Raw genomic sequence first — 17,360 nt, 5'->3', positions numbered from 1 at the left:
AAAGGTTCTAAGCTTTCTACCGCATTGGAAAGTTAAACTTCGATAAAAGTTTTTTTACTTTTCGGGTAAGTTGATTTTCTTAATGATCTTTTGTAATTCGTTCGTCATAAACTGATTATATTCTTGAGCAATAACTTGCCCTTTTAGTTGATCAGAAAGTTGTTCTAAAGTTGGTACTTGGCGATTGATCACTTTTATAATGTGATAGCCAAATTCTGTTTTTACCAAGTCGCTTAATTGTCCAACAGGTAATGTTAATGCTGCTTTTTTAAATTCAGGAACCCAAGAAGATACTGGGGCATTTTCATACACTCCCCCATTATCCTTACTACCAGGGTCATCCGAATATTCCTTGGCTAATTTCGCGAAATCTTCTCCTTTTTTAATTTAGCCAATACTTCTTCTGCCCTTTTTTTGCTTCTTCCTCCGATCGATCCTTTGTGGCAATTAAAATATGGCTTACTGTTGCAATCGTATATTCTTCTTTATTTTCTTTATATTGTTTTTCTAATTTTTCCTTTTCCTCATTAAATGTTTTCGCTGACTTCTCTTCCATGTAATTTTGAATCGCTTGGTATCGATTTACATAATCGACAAGGTCATTTTCAGTGATCTTTAATTCCGCTAATTTTTTATTATAATTTTCTTCAGAACCCATTGTTCCTTTGATTGCCTTTAGTAAATCTTCTATTTCCTTATCGTCAGCTTTTTGATTCTTTGCTTTTGATGCAAGATATTTTTGACCTATATATTGTTCTAATGCTTGTCTTTGCGATTCAGGTTGGTTAATCGTCCCTTCTAATTGAGGATTAAAAAAGGTAGTTACTTGAAGGAAAGTATTAAATTCATCTTTTGTTACTGTTCCTCCATCATATTCTGCCACTACATCTTGTTTAACCTTTCCTGTATCAGGCGCTTGATTACTACAACCTACAATGCTGAAGATAAAAACAACCGCTAATAAGAGAATCAAACCTTTTTTCTTATTCATGTGTATAAAGAACTCCTTCCTGTTTGAACGCTTCTCGATAACGAGCAAGGAATTGTTCAATTAATTGAATTCCTTGTTCAGAGGTTAAATTTTTCAAGTTAACCTTAATGCCAATGTGATGTCCTGAAGAAAGTTTAATGCGATGGTCAAATTCGTTTGCTATTTTGAATAATTTATAACCATCTATGATTTGATTTTGGTCAGGGTGTACTTGCATCGTGACTTCTTTGCCCTTTTGGATGATATTTTCTATTCGGTATAGATAAGTATAAGTCTTAATTCTAGTAACAGCTAATAAGTTTTGTACAGGTTGAGGGATATCACCAAAACGGTCTAATAGTTCATCTTCTAGATCTTGAACCTCTTCTAATTTCCTGATATTTGCAAACCTTTTATACATCTCAATTTTTTGCATCGAGTCTGTTATATAATCAGTCGGTAGATATGCATCGACTTCCAATTCAATTTGCGGCTCAATTTTCTCCTCTTTCTTAACTTCCCCTTTCAAGTCATCAATGGCTTCTTTCAACATTTGACTATATAGATCAAAACCAACTGAAGCAATAAAACCATGTTGTTCTGCTCCTAAAAGGTTCCCTGCCCCTCTTATCGCTAAATCCCTCATCGCTATTTTGAACCCTGAACCAAGTTCAGTAAATTCTTTAATCGCTTGTAATCTTTTTTCTGCAACTTCCGATAATACCTTATCCCTTTGATAAGTAAAATAGGCATAAGCAATCCTATTGGATCTACCCACCCTTCCTCTTAGCTGATATAGTTGGGATAACCCCATTTTATCCGCATCATAGATGATTAAGGTATTTACATTTGGAATATCTACACCCGTCTCAATAATTGTTGTACTAACAAGAACATCATATTCTTCTTCCAAAAAGTCTAACATCACACGTTCCAATTCAGATTCAGACATTTGCCCATGCGCCACTGCCACTTTTGCATCGGGAACTAACATACTAATTTGATCGGCCATTTGTTGAATGGATTTTACTTGGTTATAAAGAAAATAAACTTGTCCTCCACGAGCAAGTTCCCTTTCTATTGCTTCACGGACCATTGCTGCACTATATTCTACCACATATGTCTGAACAGGGAAACGATTTTCAGGGGGTGTTTCAATGACTGATAGATCTCTTACCCCTAACATCGACATGTGTAATGTACGAGGAATCGGGGTTGCGGTAAGGGTAAGTACATCAACATTTGTTTTTAATTCCTTTAATTTTTCTTTATGCTTTACTCCAAACCGTTGTTCCTCGTCTACAATAAGCAGACCAAGATCTTTAAATTGGACATCTTTAGATAATAACCGATGAGTACCTATAACGATGTCGACAGTTCCATCTTTAATTCCTTTAATTACTTCTGTTTGCTGTTTTTTCGTACGAAATCGGCTTATCACTTCAATCTTAATCGGATATTCCAAGAAGCGTTCCTTAAATGTCTCAAAATGCTGTTGTGCTAAGATCGTTGTAGGAACTAATACCGCAACTTGCTTCCCTGCCATTGCTGCTTTAAAAGCAGCACGAATCGCTACTTCCGTTTTACCATATCCTACATCACCACAAAGAAGTCGATCCATCGGTCTCTCTTTTTCCATATCTTGTTTAATTTCTTCGATGCTTCTTAGCTGGTCAGGTGTTTCATCATATGGGAATAAAGCCTCAAATTCATGTTGAAATTCATTATCTTTAGGAAAAGAAAAGCCTTTAGTTGCTTGTCTTTTTGCATATAATTTGATCAAGTCCTCAGCAATATCCTGAACAGAGGATTTCACCTTATTTTTAACTTTGGTCCATTCTGTTCCACCTAAAGAATAAATTTTCGGCTCCTTTTCTTCCCCACCTACATACTTTTGAACCAAATCAATTTGATCAATCGGCACATAAAGTTTATCATTACCGGCATATTTAATATGAAGGTAATCCTTATGAATACCGTTAATATCTAAAGTCTCAATTCCAATATACCGCCCTATTCCGTGATTCACATGGACAACATAATCCCCTACCCGTAGGTCAGTATAATTCTTGATACGTTCAGCATTGGCCGTTTGGGAGACCTTCTTTGCTTTTCTTTGCTTTTGAGAAAAGATTTCTCCTTCTGTAATCACTGCCAAACGAATTTCAGCCATTTCAAAACCTGACTGTAAATTCCCTTGTAAAATAATCGGTCTAAGTGATATTTCACGGATAGTATTAGGAACAATATCTACTTCCATGCCATAGTCATCCAGCACACGCTGTAAGCGCTTAACCCTTTCTGCATCTGAGGCTAAAAAGATGACACTAGTATTAGATTTCCTCCATCTTTCAAGTTCACCTTTAAGTAAATGCATCTGTCCATGGAAGTTTTGCATATTTCTGCTTACAAAATTGATAATATTTTCAGGATTCGCATGTGGAATCTGTCTCAAAAATAAAGATAAGTATAATGCCTGTTTACGATGTCCAACGATTATATCAAGATAGGATTGATATACTTCTAATTGGGGTAAAAATTCCCCTTGCTGTAATAAGGCTGTCTTCCACTCATTTACCTCTTTCTCAGTCTGTTTTGCAACTTCTATCATTCGATTTGCTTCATCAAAAACTATTAGACTATCTTTTTCAAAATAATCTAACAGAGTATATTTTTGGGAATATAAAACCGAAGCATATTTGTAAAAGCCATTAAAATATTGTTTTTCTTTTAATTGCTCTATCTCCCAAGATACGTTTGCAATTAACTTTTCCTTTATCACTGAATCTTTTATACGATTCAACTGCTCGCTAAGGTATTCTTCTACTCGAGTTGCAGCCTTCATGAATTCTTCTTTCGTTGCGATCCATTCCCTTGCCGGAGGAATGTCAACATTTTTCAACTTTTCAATAGACCTTTGCGTTCCAATATCAAAAGTACGGATTGAATCAATCTCTACATCAAACAATTCAATTCGTACTGGGTTTTCTAATGTAAGTGGATAAATATCTATGATTCCGCCTCTAACGCTAAATTCTCCTTGTTTTTCAACAATGTCAGTTCTTTTATAACCTAAAAAAATGAGGTTATTTAATAGACGGTTTAAATCGATAATTTTCCCTATTTCTATTGAGATCATGGAGTCAACAAAGCTACTTTTAGGTGGAAGAAACTTACTTAGCCCAATATAAGGAATGATATAGATTCCCTTTTTTCCATCAGCTAAACTCTGTAAAACATGAATTCTTTGGGCTAGTGTCTCTGGACTCTGAGCATCAATATCAATTAAAGTTAATTCATTTGCTGGGTATAAATACAGTTGTTTTTCTGTTACTAATTCTAATAAGTCATCATAAACTTTTTGAGCTTGAAGTAAATTATGGGTGACTACAATCAGCGTCTTATTTACTTCTTGAAAAAGTGAAGCAATCATTGCTTGTTTTGTTGATCCACTCAACCCCGTAATCAGTTGCTCTTTCATGCCAGCGTTTAAACCTGAAAGAATGGACTGAAATTCCTTACTTCTAGCAAACTTTTGTAAGATAATTTCCATACTGTTCCCCCTTTCCTTAAATTCATAAAATAATATGACCTCTTCTTTATCATGAAAAATAAGCCTTAGCTAGAAAGCGAAGGCTTTATACTAACTTTAGTTATTGCAATGGATTTGAAATAAGCAATAATTCAGGATGTAATTCTAGTGCCTCTTGGCAATATTCACAAATAACCTGAACGGTCTTATCGCCATTTTGTTCATAGGTTATTATACCTTCCCTCTCAGAAGGGGTCAAGGAATGCAATCCTAATTCTTCTTCACTAAACATTCTATCATCTATACTTCCAAGATGTTGCCCACAATGCTTACATACATATTGAATCATCAGTGTATGGCCTCCAAATCCTAATCATTTAGTCATTTTTAATTCTATTATTCCCCTGAGAGGATAAAGTCCATACAATGATTCAAAATTTAATGGTATTTATTCATTAACATTTTAAATTCTGTCCCACTAATCCAGTCTTTAATTGCAAGTGCAGCCTTCTGAATACTCTCATTTATGACCTCTTTTTCCTCACTTGAAAATTTAGTCAAGACATGATCAATAATTGAAGCATACTCTGGTCGATCAATTCCAATTCGAATTCTCTTAAATTCTTCTGTCCCTAGGTGCTGAATCATCGACTTAATGCCATTGTGTCCTCCAGCACTTCCCTTTTCTCTAAACCTTAATTTACCTAATGGTAGATCTAAATCATCATAAATAACAACCATATCCTTTATATCAATCTTATACCAATCTAGAATTGGGCGGACAGCCTCTCCTGAAAGGTTCATATAAGTAAGTGGTTTTACAAAAAGAACTTTCTCTCCATCCAATCTAGCATCAGTAATGTTTGCATTAAATTTTGTTGTTGTAGATATTAAATCAGTAGTTTCTAACAAATCATCAATTACCATAAATCCAATATTATGCCGAGTATTTTCATATTGTCTTCCTGGATTTCCCAAACCAACAACTAACTTCATTTTATGTCCTCCTATTTTTAGACCTAAGCCCATTTTAACAAAACAGATTTACTTGGAAAACTTATTTGCAATAAAGAAAAAACGTAACCCCATTATAGGCTACGTTTATAAGAATCATAGACATTCTCATCTATTTTGCGGCGTCTATTCCTCGACCATCCTTAGGATCTACAATCTTTGGTTCATGAACAGGCCTTTCTTCCAATAGATCCTCTTCAATCATTTTTGGTGGAATGATAGTTAAAAGAACCGAATCAGGATCATGTTGAATTTCAACACCATCGGGTACCATTAAATCCCTAACATATAAGGCATCACCAATGTCTAGGTCAGAGATGTTCACTTGGATAAATTCTGGAATATAAGCAGGTAAGGCTTTTACCTCAATATCTCTTATCTGCTGTTGGACAATTCCACCATTCTTTTCACCCATTGATTTGCCGAAGAAATGTAATGGTACAGAAGTACTAATCAGCTTATTCATTTGGACACGCTGTAAATCAACATGAATGACTTTTTGGTCAATAGGATCTCTTTGAATTTCATTGATTTTGACAGGAATTTGCTCATTTCCCATTAAAATATGGAAAATTCCACTTTTTCCATGTTCTTTTAATTGTATTTTAAGTGTACTTTCCTCAATTTGAATGGGTTGATTTGAAAAACCATTACCATATAAAACACCTGGTATATAGCCATTTTCTCTTAAATGGTGCAAGATTGAATCTGCCCCTATTTCCCTTACAATCACTTCTAAATTGATTGGTTCCATGTTCCCCCTCCTAATCTTTTATAAACTAATTTCTATTATTTCCTAATCAAGAGGGAACTAAACCATTTTTAGTCAAATAATTTGCTTACGGATAACTCTTCATGGACCCGAACAATAGCTTCACCAATTAAAGGAGCCACAGATAATGTTTTAATTTTATCGTTCTTTTTCTCCGTTGATAAAGGAATCGTATTCGTAACCACCAATTCTTTTATTTGGGAATTTTGAATCCTCTCAATTGCTGGACCTGATAGGACAGGGTGTGTACAGGAAGCATAAACTTCTTTTGCACCGGCTTCTTTTAAAGCATTTGCTGCAAGAGCAATAGTCCCGGCCGTATCAATAATATCATCAATCAAAATGGCTACTTTTCCATCTACATTACCAACAATATTCATAATTTCTGCTACATTTGGTTCTGGTCTACGCTTATCTATAATTGCAATCGGCGCCCCTAATCGTTCAGCCATTTTTCTTGCACGCGTTACTCCCCCATGGTCAGGGGAGACTACAACAATATCTTTTAAATTTTTCTTGGCAAAGAAATCAGCTAAAATAGGCACCCCTAATAAATGATCTACAGGAATATCAAAGAATCCTTGAATTTGAGTAGCATGTAAATCCATTGAAATCATTCGGTGAGCCCCTGCTGTTTCAATCAAATTAGCAACTAACTTAGCTGTAATTGGATCCCTTGCTCTTGCCTTTCGATCTTGTCTTGCATATCCATAATAAGGGATTACCACGTTAATGCTTTTAGCTGATGCTCTTTTTAAAGCATCTACCATAATTAAAAGTTCCATAAGATGTTCATTCACTGGAGAGGATGTAGACTGGATCACAAATACATCAGCACCTCGAACACTTTCATTTAATTTAACGCGTATCTCTCCATCACTAAAACGTAAAACTTCAGCATCCCCTAATGGAATTCCAATATGTTCAACAATCTCACGTGCTAAATCCGGATTTGCGTTACACGTAAACACTTTTAATGTAGAATCACTATATGGCATTTTTATACCCCCAAGAATGTTCTATTTCGTATCCTGCTGATTTTTTTCTCTTATTTTTTTAACATATCCTTCTTTATTCGTTTGTCTTTCCCTCGCTATCGCTAATGAAAAGTCTGGTACATGATCAGTAATTGTAGATCCAGCTGCTACATAAGCATCATGACCTACAGAAACAGGAGCAACAAGGTTCGTATTACAACCAATAAATGAATGATCCCCTATTTCAGTGCGATGCTTTTTAAATCCATCATAGTTAACCGTTATCGTTCCACAGCCAATATTTACATCTTCTCCCAAAGTTGCATCGCCAATATAAGAAAGGTGAGACACCTTTGTTCCTTTACCTAGTTTGGAGTTCTTTATTTCCACAAAATCGCCTACTTTCACCCCAACCCCAATATGGGAACCAGGGCGAATATAAGCAAAAGGCCCAATTTTAGCTTTTTCCTCTATCTTTGATGAGAAAATAACGGAATGGGTAATGACAACATCTTGGCTAACCATGACATCTGTCAAATCTGCACCAGGCCCGATGATACAATTTCCCTTTATCGTCGTTTTACCTTTTAGATACGTATCAGGATAAATGATCGTGTCTGGATCAATCATTACATCTTTTTCAATATAGGTTCGATCAGGATCAATAACAGTTACACCCTCACGCATATGGTGTTCGATAATTCGATTTCTTAATATTTTTTCTGCTTTTGCTAATGCGATACGATCATTAATACCGATCGTTTCATCTGAATTATCCGTTTTATAGGCAGAAACAATCATTCCTTCTGATTGTAAAATTTCAATAACATCTGTTAAATAATATTCCCCCTGTTTATTATCATTGTTCACTTTTAAGAGGGCATTAAATAATTTTACATTATCAAAGACATAAGTTCCTGTATTGATTTCTTTTATGGCCTTTTCTTCTATAGAGGTATCTTTTTCTTCAACAATTCTTAATACATGACCCTCTTGATCTCGGATAATCCGACCATATCCAGTTGGTGGATCAATTTCGGTAGTTAAAATGGTTGCAGCAGCATTAGTCGTTTCGTGTTCTGAGTAAAGCGTCTTTAAGGTATCTTGGGTGATTAAAGGAGTGTCCCCCATAATAACTAAGGTTGTTCCTTTTTTATCATTGAGTATAGGACTTGCCTGCATAATTGCATGAGCTGTTCCAAGTTGTTGCTCTTGAATCGCATATTGAACCTGATCTCCCAAGTAAGTTTTTACTTGTTCTGATTTGTGTCCAATCACTACAACAATTTCTTTAATACCCATTTCTTTTAACTGGTCAACAACATGACCAACCATTGGTTTACCACTGACTTGATGTAATACTTTAGGTAGATTTGATTTCATTCTTGTGCCTTGGCCTGCGGCCAATACCACTGCATACAAATCAGACATGGTTATCCCCCATTTACGCACAATTATTCCACTATGACTATATCTTAATTGATGATTGAATTCAAGGAAAATACAAGATTGAATTTTTAACCAAAAAAAAGAGCTCTTAAAAAAGAACTCTTTTCATTCATTATTAAATTATGCCCCGGCAACCATTTCCTGTTCTTCACCAATACGCTCATACTCAGCAAGTACGGCGGATTGAATTTTTTCTCTTGTAGCAGAAGAGATTGGATGAGCGATATCACGAAACTCACCATCCGGGGTTCTTTTGCTTGGCATGGCTACAAACATTCCATTATTCCCATCAATCACTCGAATATCATGAACAACAAATTCATTGTCAATCGTAATTGATGCAATCGCTCTCATACGCCCTTCCGTGTTGACGCGGCGAAGTCTTACGTCAGTAACCTCCATGTCTTTTCACCACCTTTTTCCATAAATAACGAGCTTGATAATTATTTCGCTATCTATTATAAAATTCCTTCTAGAAAATGACAAAAAAGAGGAAAAATTTTTATCATTTATACTAGAAAAAATTGCCTAGCTCAACATTTACTAGTTTCTCTCTTTCATTCACTTCTGTTAATCTAGCCAATGATATATAATCTTTAATTAATCTTTCTTCCGTTTCTCCTGATTCTACAAAAACACCAATTCCTTTTAAATGGGCATTAAACTCTTGCAAGAGTCCAATCATACCTTTAATTGTCCCGCCAGCTTTCATAAAATCGTCGATTACAAGGACATTAGATCCTTCTTTTAAAGCCCTTCTAGCCAATGACATGGTTTGAATTCTTTTAGTAGAGCCTGACACGTAATTAATGGTTACAACCGACCCCTCTGTTACCCTGCTGTCCCTGCGTACAATAACCACAGGAACATTTAAATAACTAGCTGTTGCATGGGCCAAGGGGATTCCCTTTGTTTCGACAGTAATGATCGTATCAATTTCTTGATTAGAGAATGCAGAAGCAAACATCCTGCCCAATTGTTTTAATAATTTAGGATTTCCTAAAATATCTGACATATATAAATAACCACCCGGAAGAAGTCTTTCCACACTAGATAATGCTTGGCAGATTCTTAGCATTTCCGTCTTTGCTTCTTCCTTAGGTATAGACGGAATAAACTTTACCCCACCTGCTGCCCCTGCTAAAGTAAGGAGTTGACCAATGCCTTCCTCTTGAAATATTTCGTCAATAATATCAATATCCTCACTGATTGAAGATTTAGCTGAATGATATCTTTCAGCAAAGTATGATAAGGAAATAAGGGTGTTAGGTTGATGTAAAAACTGTTGAGTTAGGTCAACAATTCTAGCGCTTCGCCTTAGTTTTTTCATAAAGACCTCCAAAAAAACGAATAATTTAGGAAGATTATAATATTATTGTACGGTATTCATCAAGTTATTTTTACCTTAGTAAACGAACGACATACACTTCTTTACAAAAACCCCTCAATCCATTATAGATCCGATTTAACCTTGATTCCTTATTAACTAAAGCAAAAACAGTTGGTCCACTCCCAGACATTAAAACGCCATCCGCCCCAAATCCTTCTATTTGTTCTTTTAAATACTTTACAGAAGGGTAAAGTCGAAAGGTAACCTCTTCTAATACATTAAAAAGGTTTTTTGTGATTCCATCAAAATTATGGTCTTTTAATGCTATAATCATCTGATCTGTATTTGGATGTTCTTTAATATCTTGCCAATTTAGAGCTCCATAAATATCGGTGGTCGATACACTAATTGGTAATTTTGCCAAAATAGCCCAACCAGGAGGAGGCGAAACAATAGGGGTGACTTTTTCCCCTCTCCCCTTTACAAGAGCCGTACCACCAACAATACAAAAAGGTACATCTGAACCGATCTTTCCACCCAGTTCCATCAATTCATTAGAAGTTAAATGTAAATTCCATAAGCGGTTTAAACCTCTTAATGTGGCAGCAGCATCACTACTTCCACCTGCCAAACCTGCGGCAACAGGAATATTCTTTTCTAGAAAGACTCGCACTCCTTTTTTTATTTGATAGGTGCTTTTTAATAAATGGGCAGCTTTATATATTAGGTTCCGTTCATCATTAGGTATAATTCCTGAGTTAGTCTCTAAGATAATCTGATCATCTTCAAGATCTTCTAATAGAATTCTATCGGATAAATCAACCATAGTCATAATCATTTCAACTTCATGATAACCATCATCTCTTTTTCCTAATACATCAAGAGTTAAATTTATTTTTGCAGGAGCTTTCTCCCATATCTTCATACCATCACCTACTTTATCTTAGCCTGTTCATCAATCCATTGTAACATTTACAATGAAGAGTATAAAGAAAAAGCTAGGGAAAACTTTCCCTAGCCTTATCCACATTTTATGATCGACCTTGCTCCGCTAAACTACGCTCAGCAATTTCTATGGCTCTTTTCACCATATTTCCTGCATCACGAGTCGTGATTCCACCCCAACCATCTTTTTGCACAGTGTCATAAAAACCAAGCTCTTTTGCGAGTTCCTCTTTAAACTGTTCAGACATCACACCGCGATTTCTTCGGCCCATCATATAACCTCCTTTAGTTTGTGGACACTTTTAGTATATGTAAATTAATCAAAATTAAAAGTAGGAACACCTTCGTGCCCTACTTTGTTATCTTTGACTATAAGTAATCTTTACTTCTCCATCATCTTTACATACAGTTAATTCAATAGATTCGGTAAGAATATCCGCATAACTGTATGATACCCTTTTAAAGGAATGTTGTTCTTCATCTAATTTTATAATAAAAACTGAAGGGTAGGTCTCTTCTAAAATGCCAGTTCGCTCAATGGTCTTTCTACGTCCTCCATTAGCTTTTAGCATAATTTTTTCGCCAACGTAATCATCTAAACTACGTTTGATGGCATTTAAGGTATTATTCGCCATTTGTTCTACCACCTCTCTATATGTGAATTATAACACATATAGAATAGTATGTCAAATAAACAAATTATTATAGCAGTGGGACAAATATGTTGTCAATATATTTCTCGAAAATATATTTCATCGCTTAATTTAGCAAACTCGGATAAAGTTAACGTTTCTGCCCTTCTTACTGGGTCGATCCCTACTGAATTTAAGATTTCCTCTACTTCTGCTTTCCTTTCTTTCCCAAAAAGATTATGGATTAGATTGTTAAATAGTGTCTTCCTTCTTTGGGAAAAGCTAGCTCGTATCAATTTAAAGAGAAAATCTTCGTCCTTTACTTTAATTGGCGGTTCTTTTCTCATTTTTAAATGTAAAATGGCTGAATCAACGTTGGGTTTAGGAATAAAGACTGAGCTTGGAACATAAAAGGCAATACTTGCTTGAGCATAGTATTCAATTAATAATGTTAAACTACCATACTCTTTACCCCCAGGTTTTGCATTGATTCTTTCTGCAACCTCCTTTTGTACCATTACCGTAATCGAATCGATTCCTAATCTATCCTCTAACAATTTAATTAAAATGGGTGTTGTGACATAATAGGGTAAATTGGCCACTATTTTTTTGAAGAGTATTCTTTCAATTCCTCTATAATAAGTTGATTTAAATTAGTTTTTAATACATCAGCATGAATGAGCTTTATATGATCATAGAAAGATAAAGTCTCCTTTAAAATCGGAATTAATCGTTGGTCAATTTCAATTGCAACTACCTTTCCAGCCTTCTCTGCAATTTTTTGCGTTAAAGCTCCGATTCCAGGGCCAATTTCGATCACTCCGGTGTTTAGGTCAATTTCTGCCTTTTCAACAATTTTTGTTAAGATGTTAGGTTCAATGAGGAAGTTTTGCCCTAAACTTTTTTTAAGGTAAAACCATACTTTTTTAAAATATTCATCGTTTCTGCTGGGTTAGATATATTGACCGCCATCATTGATTCATTCCTTCATTTTTATCATTTTTAATGCGTTAGAGAATTCAATTTCTGAGATTTGAAACATATTTAGTCTTTTGTGAAGCTGTTTTGCATTTGCATAACCAATTCCTAATACTTTTCCTAGTTCGATTCTTTTCTGTTTTGCTAGGTCATTACCCACTAATCCTTCTGCAACTAATCGATTCCATGGGATTGTTTCTTTTGCATCTATCCATTCAGATTTTACATCATTTAATGCTTTGCGAATCACATTTGGAGAGGCATTCTCGACCCCAATATCTCCTTTTTTAGTCGCCTCTTCCCTTATTATAAATGCATGTTTTACTCCCGGAACTTGCCGACTGATGATTTTCCTTATTCTTTCTCCAGGATAGTCTGGATCTGTCAGAACAATAACTCCCCTCTTCTGATGGGCTTTTTTGATTTGGTCAATGATTTGAGGAGATATTGCAGATCCTCCTGTTTCAATGGTATCGGCCTGAACCGCTCTTTGTATCGCTACCGTATCGTCTCTTCCTTCAACTACGATTACTTCCTTAATCTTCATTGTTCCCTCCTATAGCTCCTCATACAAACAAACAGGGGAAAACTCCCCCTGTTAGTTGTTCACTATTTTGTTGGCTTTTCCGGTCCTAAAACATACACGGTTACACCAGTTTTTACCCCAAGCTGACTAGCTTTTTGATCATTACCTACATAAAGGTCAATTTTATTTCCTTTAATCGCACTGCCTATATCTTCTGCTTTTCTTAATCCAACTCCATCAATCCAAACCCACCAACCTAGTGGAATAATCTTTGGATCAACAGCAATCGTTCTCCCAACAGTTGCTGTTGTTCCTGTATAGGTATAAACTCCGGAACCATAATGGGTCATTTTTATGTTTTTAAGAACTTTAATTGGCCTGAGAATATAACCACCTCTAGAAACAGTAGCAGAAGCTGTTCCATAAGCAATGATTTGATCTTTCTTTTCTTTGACAATATCCTGTTTTAGCAGTTCTCTCTTTACTTCTTTTCCATCTTCATAGGTAATTTCATAAACCTTGGCAATTTTTCCATCTTGGCCTTTAACCAATACTTTCTCTTGGTTCTTTTCTAAAGACAGGTCAGCCTTTTTAACTAATCCATATTTAATATTCTCTTCTTCTGTTACGATTTTCTTTGTGATTCTTGAAATTTTAATATCCATTTCTGATTGAACTATTGTGTTAAGGCTTGGGTAAACTTTATCTAATGAACCAAGTTGAATGCCTAGTTGATTTATCACCTGATCAATCGTTTTTGCAGTAGTCCAATGATCAATTTGTTTACCATCTACCTGTACAATTACTAATTTAGCAGTATTTACAATTACCTTCTGCCCATCCTTTAACGGTGACTGAAGAGGAACAGAAAGTTGATCATGAGCGCCTATTTTTATTTGCTGCTGATCTAACAATTCTTTCACTGTTCCTTTGAAAGTAGAAACTTCTTTTTCTTTTCCATTTACAACGAGAATAACTTCTTTTTGCATCAACTGATAAAAAGTTACGAAACTGAATGCTAAAATAGCCAAAAAAACAATGATAAAGAGTGTCTTTTTATATTTTGTATTAGGAAAAGAAGGAATGACAGAAGAAGAATGGTTGCCTGCTTTTAAAGACAGTTTTCCCATTACATCTCCCCCTTTAGCAGTTCAACATTTTATTCAATGATAGCTAAAATGTCAAACCAATATTTTCCATCCCTTAAATCCATTAGAATTTCAAAATCCGTTTAGCATTTCTTGTCGTAATTTGTGCAATTTCTTCGACATCCATTCCTCGTAATTCGGCGATTTTTGTTGCAACAAATTTGACATATGCCGACTCATTTCTTTTCCCACGATATGGTTCAGGGGTTAAATAGGGAGAATCGGTTTCAAGCAGTATCCGGTCAATAGGTATATGGGTTGCTACTTCCTTAGGTTTTTTTGCGTTTTTAAAAGTGACTGGTCCGCTAAAGGAAATATAAAAGCCTAAATCAATGCATTCCTTTGCCATTTCCATACTACCAGAGAAAGAATGTATGATTCCTCCCACATCCTTAGCACCTTCTTCTCTAAGGATTGAACAAATGTCTTGATGAGCATCACGGTCATGAATAATAATCGGTAAGTTCACTTGTTTTGCTAATTGAATCTGTTTTCGAAAAATTTCTTGTTGCACTTCTTTAGGAGCAAAATCCCAATAATAATCTAGACCAATTTCACCAATCGCTAATATTTTTGGATGTTGGGTGATTTCCTTTAACCAGTCAAAATCTTCTTCTTTCATTTCATGTGCATCGTTAGGATGCCAACCAACAGCCCCAAAAATAAAATCATATTGTTCAACTAATTCAATCGTTGAAAGAATCGTTTCTCGGTTATAACCGATGTTAATAATCGTTTCAACACCTACTTCTTTCGCCCGTTTGATCACTTCAGCTCGATCTTCATTAAATTTTTCATCATTTAAATGTGCATGTGTATCCACTAACATAAGAATCACCTAACCGTTATTTGACTTTGGCTCCATTTGGAATATCATCGGAAACAGTAGCAAGCACCAACTGATCCCCTTGCGATGCTGCCAAAATCATTCCTTTGGATTCTTCACCTCTTAATTTTACTGGCTTTAAGTTGGTTACACAGATAACTTTCTTTCCAACCAAATCTTCAGGTTGGTAATACTTAGCGATACCAGACACCACTTGACGTTTTTCATAACCAAGATCTAATTGAATTTTAAGCAATTTATCTGCATTTGGTATTTTTTCTGCTTCAATCACTTCTGCTACTCGTAATTCAACTTTAGAGAAATCATCAATTGTAATTTGATCTATTGTCGTATTTTCCATCTTGGTATCTCCTCCATTTGTGTTCGCTGATTGGTTTAATTTTTTTGCATTCTCTTCTGCTTGCTTTCGTGCAGCAGCCGTTGTTTCATCAATTGCTTTGATTTCTTCTTCCATATCAAGGCGTGGAAATAACGCTTCTTTTTTCTCTACTTTTGCTCCTGGATGAACGATACCCCAAGATTTAGTTAAATCCCAATTGGTTGACACAACATCCAAACCTAGTTGCTCCCATATTTTTTGAGGCGTTTTCGTCATAAAAGGCTGAATCAAGATAGAAGTAATACGAATACTTTCTACCAGTTGATATAAAACCGTCCCTAGCCGCCCTTTATTAGCCTCATCCTTTGCAAGTGACCAAGGCAAAGTTTCATCAATATATTTGTTCGTCCGATTGATGAGTTGCCATATCTGCTGTAAAGCCTGGCTAAAGAGCATCTGATCTAATGATTCCTCTACCTTTTGTGAGGTTTCCATCGCAGCTTGTTTTAGATCTTCATCCAGAGAGGTTAATGCTTCTGGAGTTGGGACAAACCCATCAAAGTATTTCTCTATCATCGCTACTGTCCTACTGACTAAGTTACCTAAATCATTAGCTAAATCCACATTTAAACGCTGAATGAAAATTTCTGGCGTAAATACTCCATCACTACCGAAAGCAATTTCTCGTAAAAGAAAATAACGAATACTATCTGAACCATAACGGTCAATTAGGAATTTTGGATCGATCACATTCCCTTTTGACTTTGACATTTTCCCATCTGGCATTAAAATCCATCCATGTCCAAATACTTTTTTAGGTAATGGTAATTCTAATGCCATTAAAATAATTGGCCAATAAATGGTGTGGAATCGTAGAATGTCTTTCCCAATTAAATGAACATCTGTTGGCCAGTAGCGTTCAAATTTCTTTCGTTCTTCCGGATCATCGGATAAATAGCCGATAGCAGTAATATAGTTGGTTAAGGCATCAATCCAAACATAGATCACATGTTCTGGGTTTTCCGGTACCTTTATTCCCCAATCAAACGTTGTCCTAGAAATCGACAAGTCCTCTAAACCCGGTTTTAGGAAATTGTTAATCATTTCGTTTTTCCGTGATTCCGGTTGAATAAACTCTGGATGCTCTTCAATATATTGCAATAGCCGATCTTGATATTTTGACATTTTAAAGAAATAGCTTTTCTCCTTCACTAGTTGCACAGGTCGATGACAATCAGGGCATAAATAGCCTTCGTCTGTTTTAACTAGTTGCCTTTCAGTCCAATATGCCTCATCAGGTACACAATAATATCCTTCATATTCTCCAAGATAGATGTCTCCATTTTCTAAAAGCTTTTTGAAAATCCTTTGTACCACTTTTTCATGACGTTCTTCCGTTGTCCTAATAAAATCATCATATGAGATATCAAGTTTTTGCCATAAATCTTGAATCCATTCTACAATTGGATTGATAAACTCAATTGGCTTTAAGCCTTCTTCCTCGGCTCTTTTTTGTAATTTTTGCCCATGTTCATCTGTTCCAGTTAAATAATACACATCATAGCCACGGAGCCTTTTATATCTAGCCATCGCATCAGCAGCAATCGTTGTATAAGCATTACCGATGTGTAATTTATTACTTGGATAATAAATCGGTGTCGTAATATAAAATGTTTTTTTACTCAAAGTCCTTCAACCCCTTTTTTGAAAAAACTGCTTTAAATAAAAAAACTCCTATCCAGCTTGGGACGGGAGTTTATACTCACGCGGTACCACCCAAATTCCTATGCATTAGCATAGGCTCTTTTAAGTGTCATTCGACATAGTATCATTTCTCCAGGACCATCTTCATTCATCCCAACATACTGGTTCTCAGCCTTCCCAGCTCTCTGTGAAAGTGGTGATGAATTACTCATCCCTT

General features: G+C 35.5%; 17 protein-coding genes, 1 pseudogene and 1 other annotated feature (1 of these 19 cut by a window edge). All 18 genes and pseudogenes read right to left on the bottom strand.

Annotated elements, in window-relative coordinates; all coding sequences use genetic code 11:
* Positions 1 to 54: 54 nt before the first annotated feature.
* Positions 55 to 387: a peptidylprolyl isomerase gene (locus U473_RS12950; RefSeq protein ID WP_082732544.1), complete on the bottom strand. Its 333-nt coding sequence runs from the start codon at positions 385 to 387 to the stop codon at positions 55 to 57.
* Positions 383 to 991, bottom strand: coding sequence for a SurA N-terminal domain-containing protein (locus U473_RS12945; RefSeq protein ID WP_068727066.1), 609 nt, complete (start codon positions 989 to 991; stop codon positions 383 to 385). The genes U473_RS12950 and U473_RS12945 overlap by 5 nt, the downstream gene beginning before the upstream one ends.
* Positions 984 to 4,523 carry a transcription-repair coupling factor gene (gene mfd / locus U473_RS12940; protein ID WP_068727064.1) on the bottom strand — a complete coding sequence of 1,180 codons (3,540 nt, stop codon included), beginning with the start codon at positions 4,521 to 4,523 and terminating at the stop codon, positions 984 to 986. The genes U473_RS12945 and mfd overlap by 8 nt, the downstream gene beginning before the upstream one ends.
* A 100-nt stretch (positions 4,524 to 4,623) precedes the next feature.
* Positions 4,624 to 4,851 carry an anti-sigma-F factor Fin gene (locus U473_RS12935; protein ID WP_399168139.1) on the bottom strand — a complete coding sequence of 76 codons (228 nt, stop codon included), beginning with the start codon at positions 4,849 to 4,851 and terminating at the stop codon, positions 4,624 to 4,626.
* Between the two features lie 89 nt (positions 4,852 to 4,940).
* Entirely contained in the window at positions 4,941 to 5,498 is a 558-nt protein-coding gene (gene pth, locus U473_RS12930; protein ID WP_068727059.1) for an aminoacyl-tRNA hydrolase, read from the bottom strand.
* 130 nt (positions 5,499 to 5,628) lie between these two features.
* Entirely contained in the window at positions 5,629 to 6,270 is a 642-nt protein-coding gene (locus U473_RS12925) for a 50S ribosomal protein L25 (protein WP_068727057.1), read from the bottom strand.
* A 68-nt stretch (positions 6,271 to 6,338) separates the two neighbouring features.
* Positions 6,339 to 7,286: a ribose-phosphate diphosphokinase gene (locus U473_RS12920; RefSeq protein WP_068727054.1), complete on the bottom strand. Its 948-nt coding sequence runs from the start codon at positions 7,284 to 7,286 to the stop codon at positions 6,339 to 6,341.
* A 21-nt stretch (positions 7,287 to 7,307) separates the two neighbouring features.
* Positions 7,308 to 8,696 carry a bifunctional UDP-N-acetylglucosamine diphosphorylase/glucosamine-1-phosphate N-acetyltransferase GlmU gene (glmU, locus tag U473_RS12915; protein WP_068727052.1) on the bottom strand — a complete coding sequence of 463 codons (1,389 nt, stop codon included), beginning with the start codon at positions 8,694 to 8,696 and terminating at the stop codon, positions 7,308 to 7,310.
* Between the two features lie 138 nt (positions 8,697 to 8,834).
* On the bottom strand, positions 8,835 to 9,116 hold the full coding sequence (spoVG, locus tag U473_RS12910; protein WP_068727050.1) for a septation regulator SpoVG: 282 nt from the start codon (positions 9,114 to 9,116) through the stop codon (positions 8,835 to 8,837).
* A gap of 112 nt (positions 9,117 to 9,228) precedes the next feature.
* Positions 9,229 to 10,044, bottom strand: a complete 816-nt coding sequence (gene purR, locus U473_RS12905) for a pur operon repressor (RefSeq protein WP_068727048.1) — start codon at positions 10,042 to 10,044, stop codon at positions 9,229 to 9,231.
* Positions 10,045 to 10,114: 70 nt separating this feature from the next.
* A complete protein-coding gene (gene ispE, locus U473_RS12900) occupies positions 10,115 to 10,969 on the bottom strand; it encodes a 4-(cytidine 5'-diphospho)-2-C-methyl-D-erythritol kinase (RefSeq protein ID WP_068727045.1) in 855 nt (284 codons plus the stop codon).
* 106 nt (positions 10,970 to 11,075) lie between these two features.
* Entirely contained in the window at positions 11,076 to 11,261 is a 186-nt protein-coding gene (locus U473_RS12895; protein ID WP_068727043.1) for a small, acid-soluble spore protein, alpha/beta type, read from the bottom strand.
* 87 nt (positions 11,262 to 11,348) lie between these two features.
* A complete protein-coding gene (veg, locus tag U473_RS12890; protein ID WP_068727041.1) occupies positions 11,349 to 11,624 on the bottom strand; it encodes a biofilm formation stimulator Veg in 276 nt (91 codons plus the stop codon).
* 92 nt (positions 11,625 to 11,716) lie between these two features.
* A pseudogene (gene rsmA, locus U473_RS12885) lies at positions 11,717 to 12,593 on the bottom strand (16S rRNA (adenine(1518)-N(6)/adenine(1519)-N(6))-dimethyltransferase RsmA).
* Positions 12,594 to 12,600: 7 nt separating this feature from the next.
* Entirely contained in the window at positions 12,601 to 13,146 is a 546-nt protein-coding gene (gene rnmV / locus U473_RS12880) for a ribonuclease M5 (RefSeq protein WP_068727039.1), read from the bottom strand.
* A gap of 62 nt (positions 13,147 to 13,208) precedes the next feature.
* A complete protein-coding gene (locus U473_RS12875; RefSeq protein WP_068727037.1) occupies positions 13,209 to 14,255 on the bottom strand; it encodes a 3D domain-containing protein in 1,047 nt (348 codons plus the stop codon).
* A gap of 82 nt (positions 14,256 to 14,337) precedes the next feature.
* Complete coding sequence (locus U473_RS12870) at positions 14,338 to 15,102, bottom strand: TatD family hydrolase (RefSeq protein WP_068727035.1); 765 nt, start codon at positions 15,100 to 15,102, stop codon at positions 14,338 to 14,340.
* A 16-nt stretch (positions 15,103 to 15,118) separates the two neighbouring features.
* Entirely contained in the window at positions 15,119 to 17,125 is a 2,007-nt protein-coding gene (gene metG, locus U473_RS12865) for a methionine--tRNA ligase (protein ID WP_068727032.1), read from the bottom strand.
* A gap of 55 nt (positions 17,126 to 17,180) precedes the next feature.
* Positions 17,181 to 17,360: a binding site (T-box leader), on the bottom strand (it continues 12 nt past the right edge of the window).

The sequence above is a fragment of the Tepidibacillus decaturensis genome (genome assembly GCF_001561915.1).
Taxonomy (GTDB): domain Bacteria; phylum Bacillota; class Bacilli; order Tepidibacillales; family Tepidibacillaceae; genus Tepidibacillus_B; species Tepidibacillus_B infernus.
Note: the sequence above shows the minus strand (reverse complement) of the source record. Positions and strands in the feature narration are given on the sequence as shown.

Coding starts and splice junctions, on each gene's coding strand:
- U473_RS12945 (WP_068727066.1), bottom strand. CDS start 991: ATGAATAAGAAAAAAGGTTTGATTCTCTTATTAGCGGTTGTTTTTATC.
- mfd (WP_068727064.1), bottom strand. CDS start 4,523: ATGGAAATTATCTTACAAAAGTTTGCTAGAAGTAAGGAATTTCAGTCC.
- U473_RS12935 (WP_399168139.1), bottom strand. CDS start 4,851: ATGATTCAATATGTATGTAAGCATTGTGGGCAACATCTTGGAAGTATA.
- pth (WP_068727059.1), bottom strand. CDS start 5,498: ATGAAGTTAGTTGTTGGTTTGGGAAATCCAGGAAGACAATATGAAAAT.
- U473_RS12925 (WP_068727057.1), bottom strand. CDS start 6,270: ATGGAACCAATCAATTTAGAAGTGATTGTAAGGGAAATAGGGGCAGAT.
- U473_RS12920 (WP_068727054.1), bottom strand. CDS start 7,286: ATGCCATATAGTGATTCTACATTAAAAGTGTTTACGTGTAACGCAAAT.
- glmU (WP_068727052.1), bottom strand. CDS start 8,696: ATGTCTGATTTGTATGCAGTGGTATTGGCCGCAGGCCAAGGCACAAGA.
- spoVG (WP_068727050.1), bottom strand. CDS start 9,116: ATGGAGGTTACTGACGTAAGACTTCGCCGCGTCAACACGGAAGGGCGT.
- purR (WP_068727048.1), bottom strand. CDS start 10,044: ATGAAAAAACTAAGGCGAAGCGCTAGAATTGTTGACCTAACTCAACAG.
- ispE (WP_068727045.1), bottom strand. CDS start 10,969: ATGAAGATATGGGAGAAAGCTCCTGCAAAAATAAATTTAACTCTTGAT.
- U473_RS12895 (WP_068727043.1), bottom strand. CDS start 11,261: ATGGGCCGAAGAAATCGCGGTGTGATGTCTGAACAGTTTAAAGAGGAA.
- veg (WP_068727041.1), bottom strand. CDS start 11,624: ATGGCGAATAATACCTTAAATGCCATCAAACGTAGTTTAGATGATTAC.
- rnmV (WP_068727039.1), bottom strand. CDS start 13,146: ATGAAGATTAAGGAAGTAATCGTAGTTGAAGGAAGAGACGATACGGTA.
- U473_RS12875 (WP_068727037.1), bottom strand. CDS start 14,255: ATGGGAAAACTGTCTTTAAAAGCAGGCAACCATTCTTCTTCTGTCATT.
- U473_RS12870 (WP_068727035.1), bottom strand. CDS start 15,102: ATGTTAGTGGATACACATGCACATTTAAATGATGAAAAATTTAATGAA.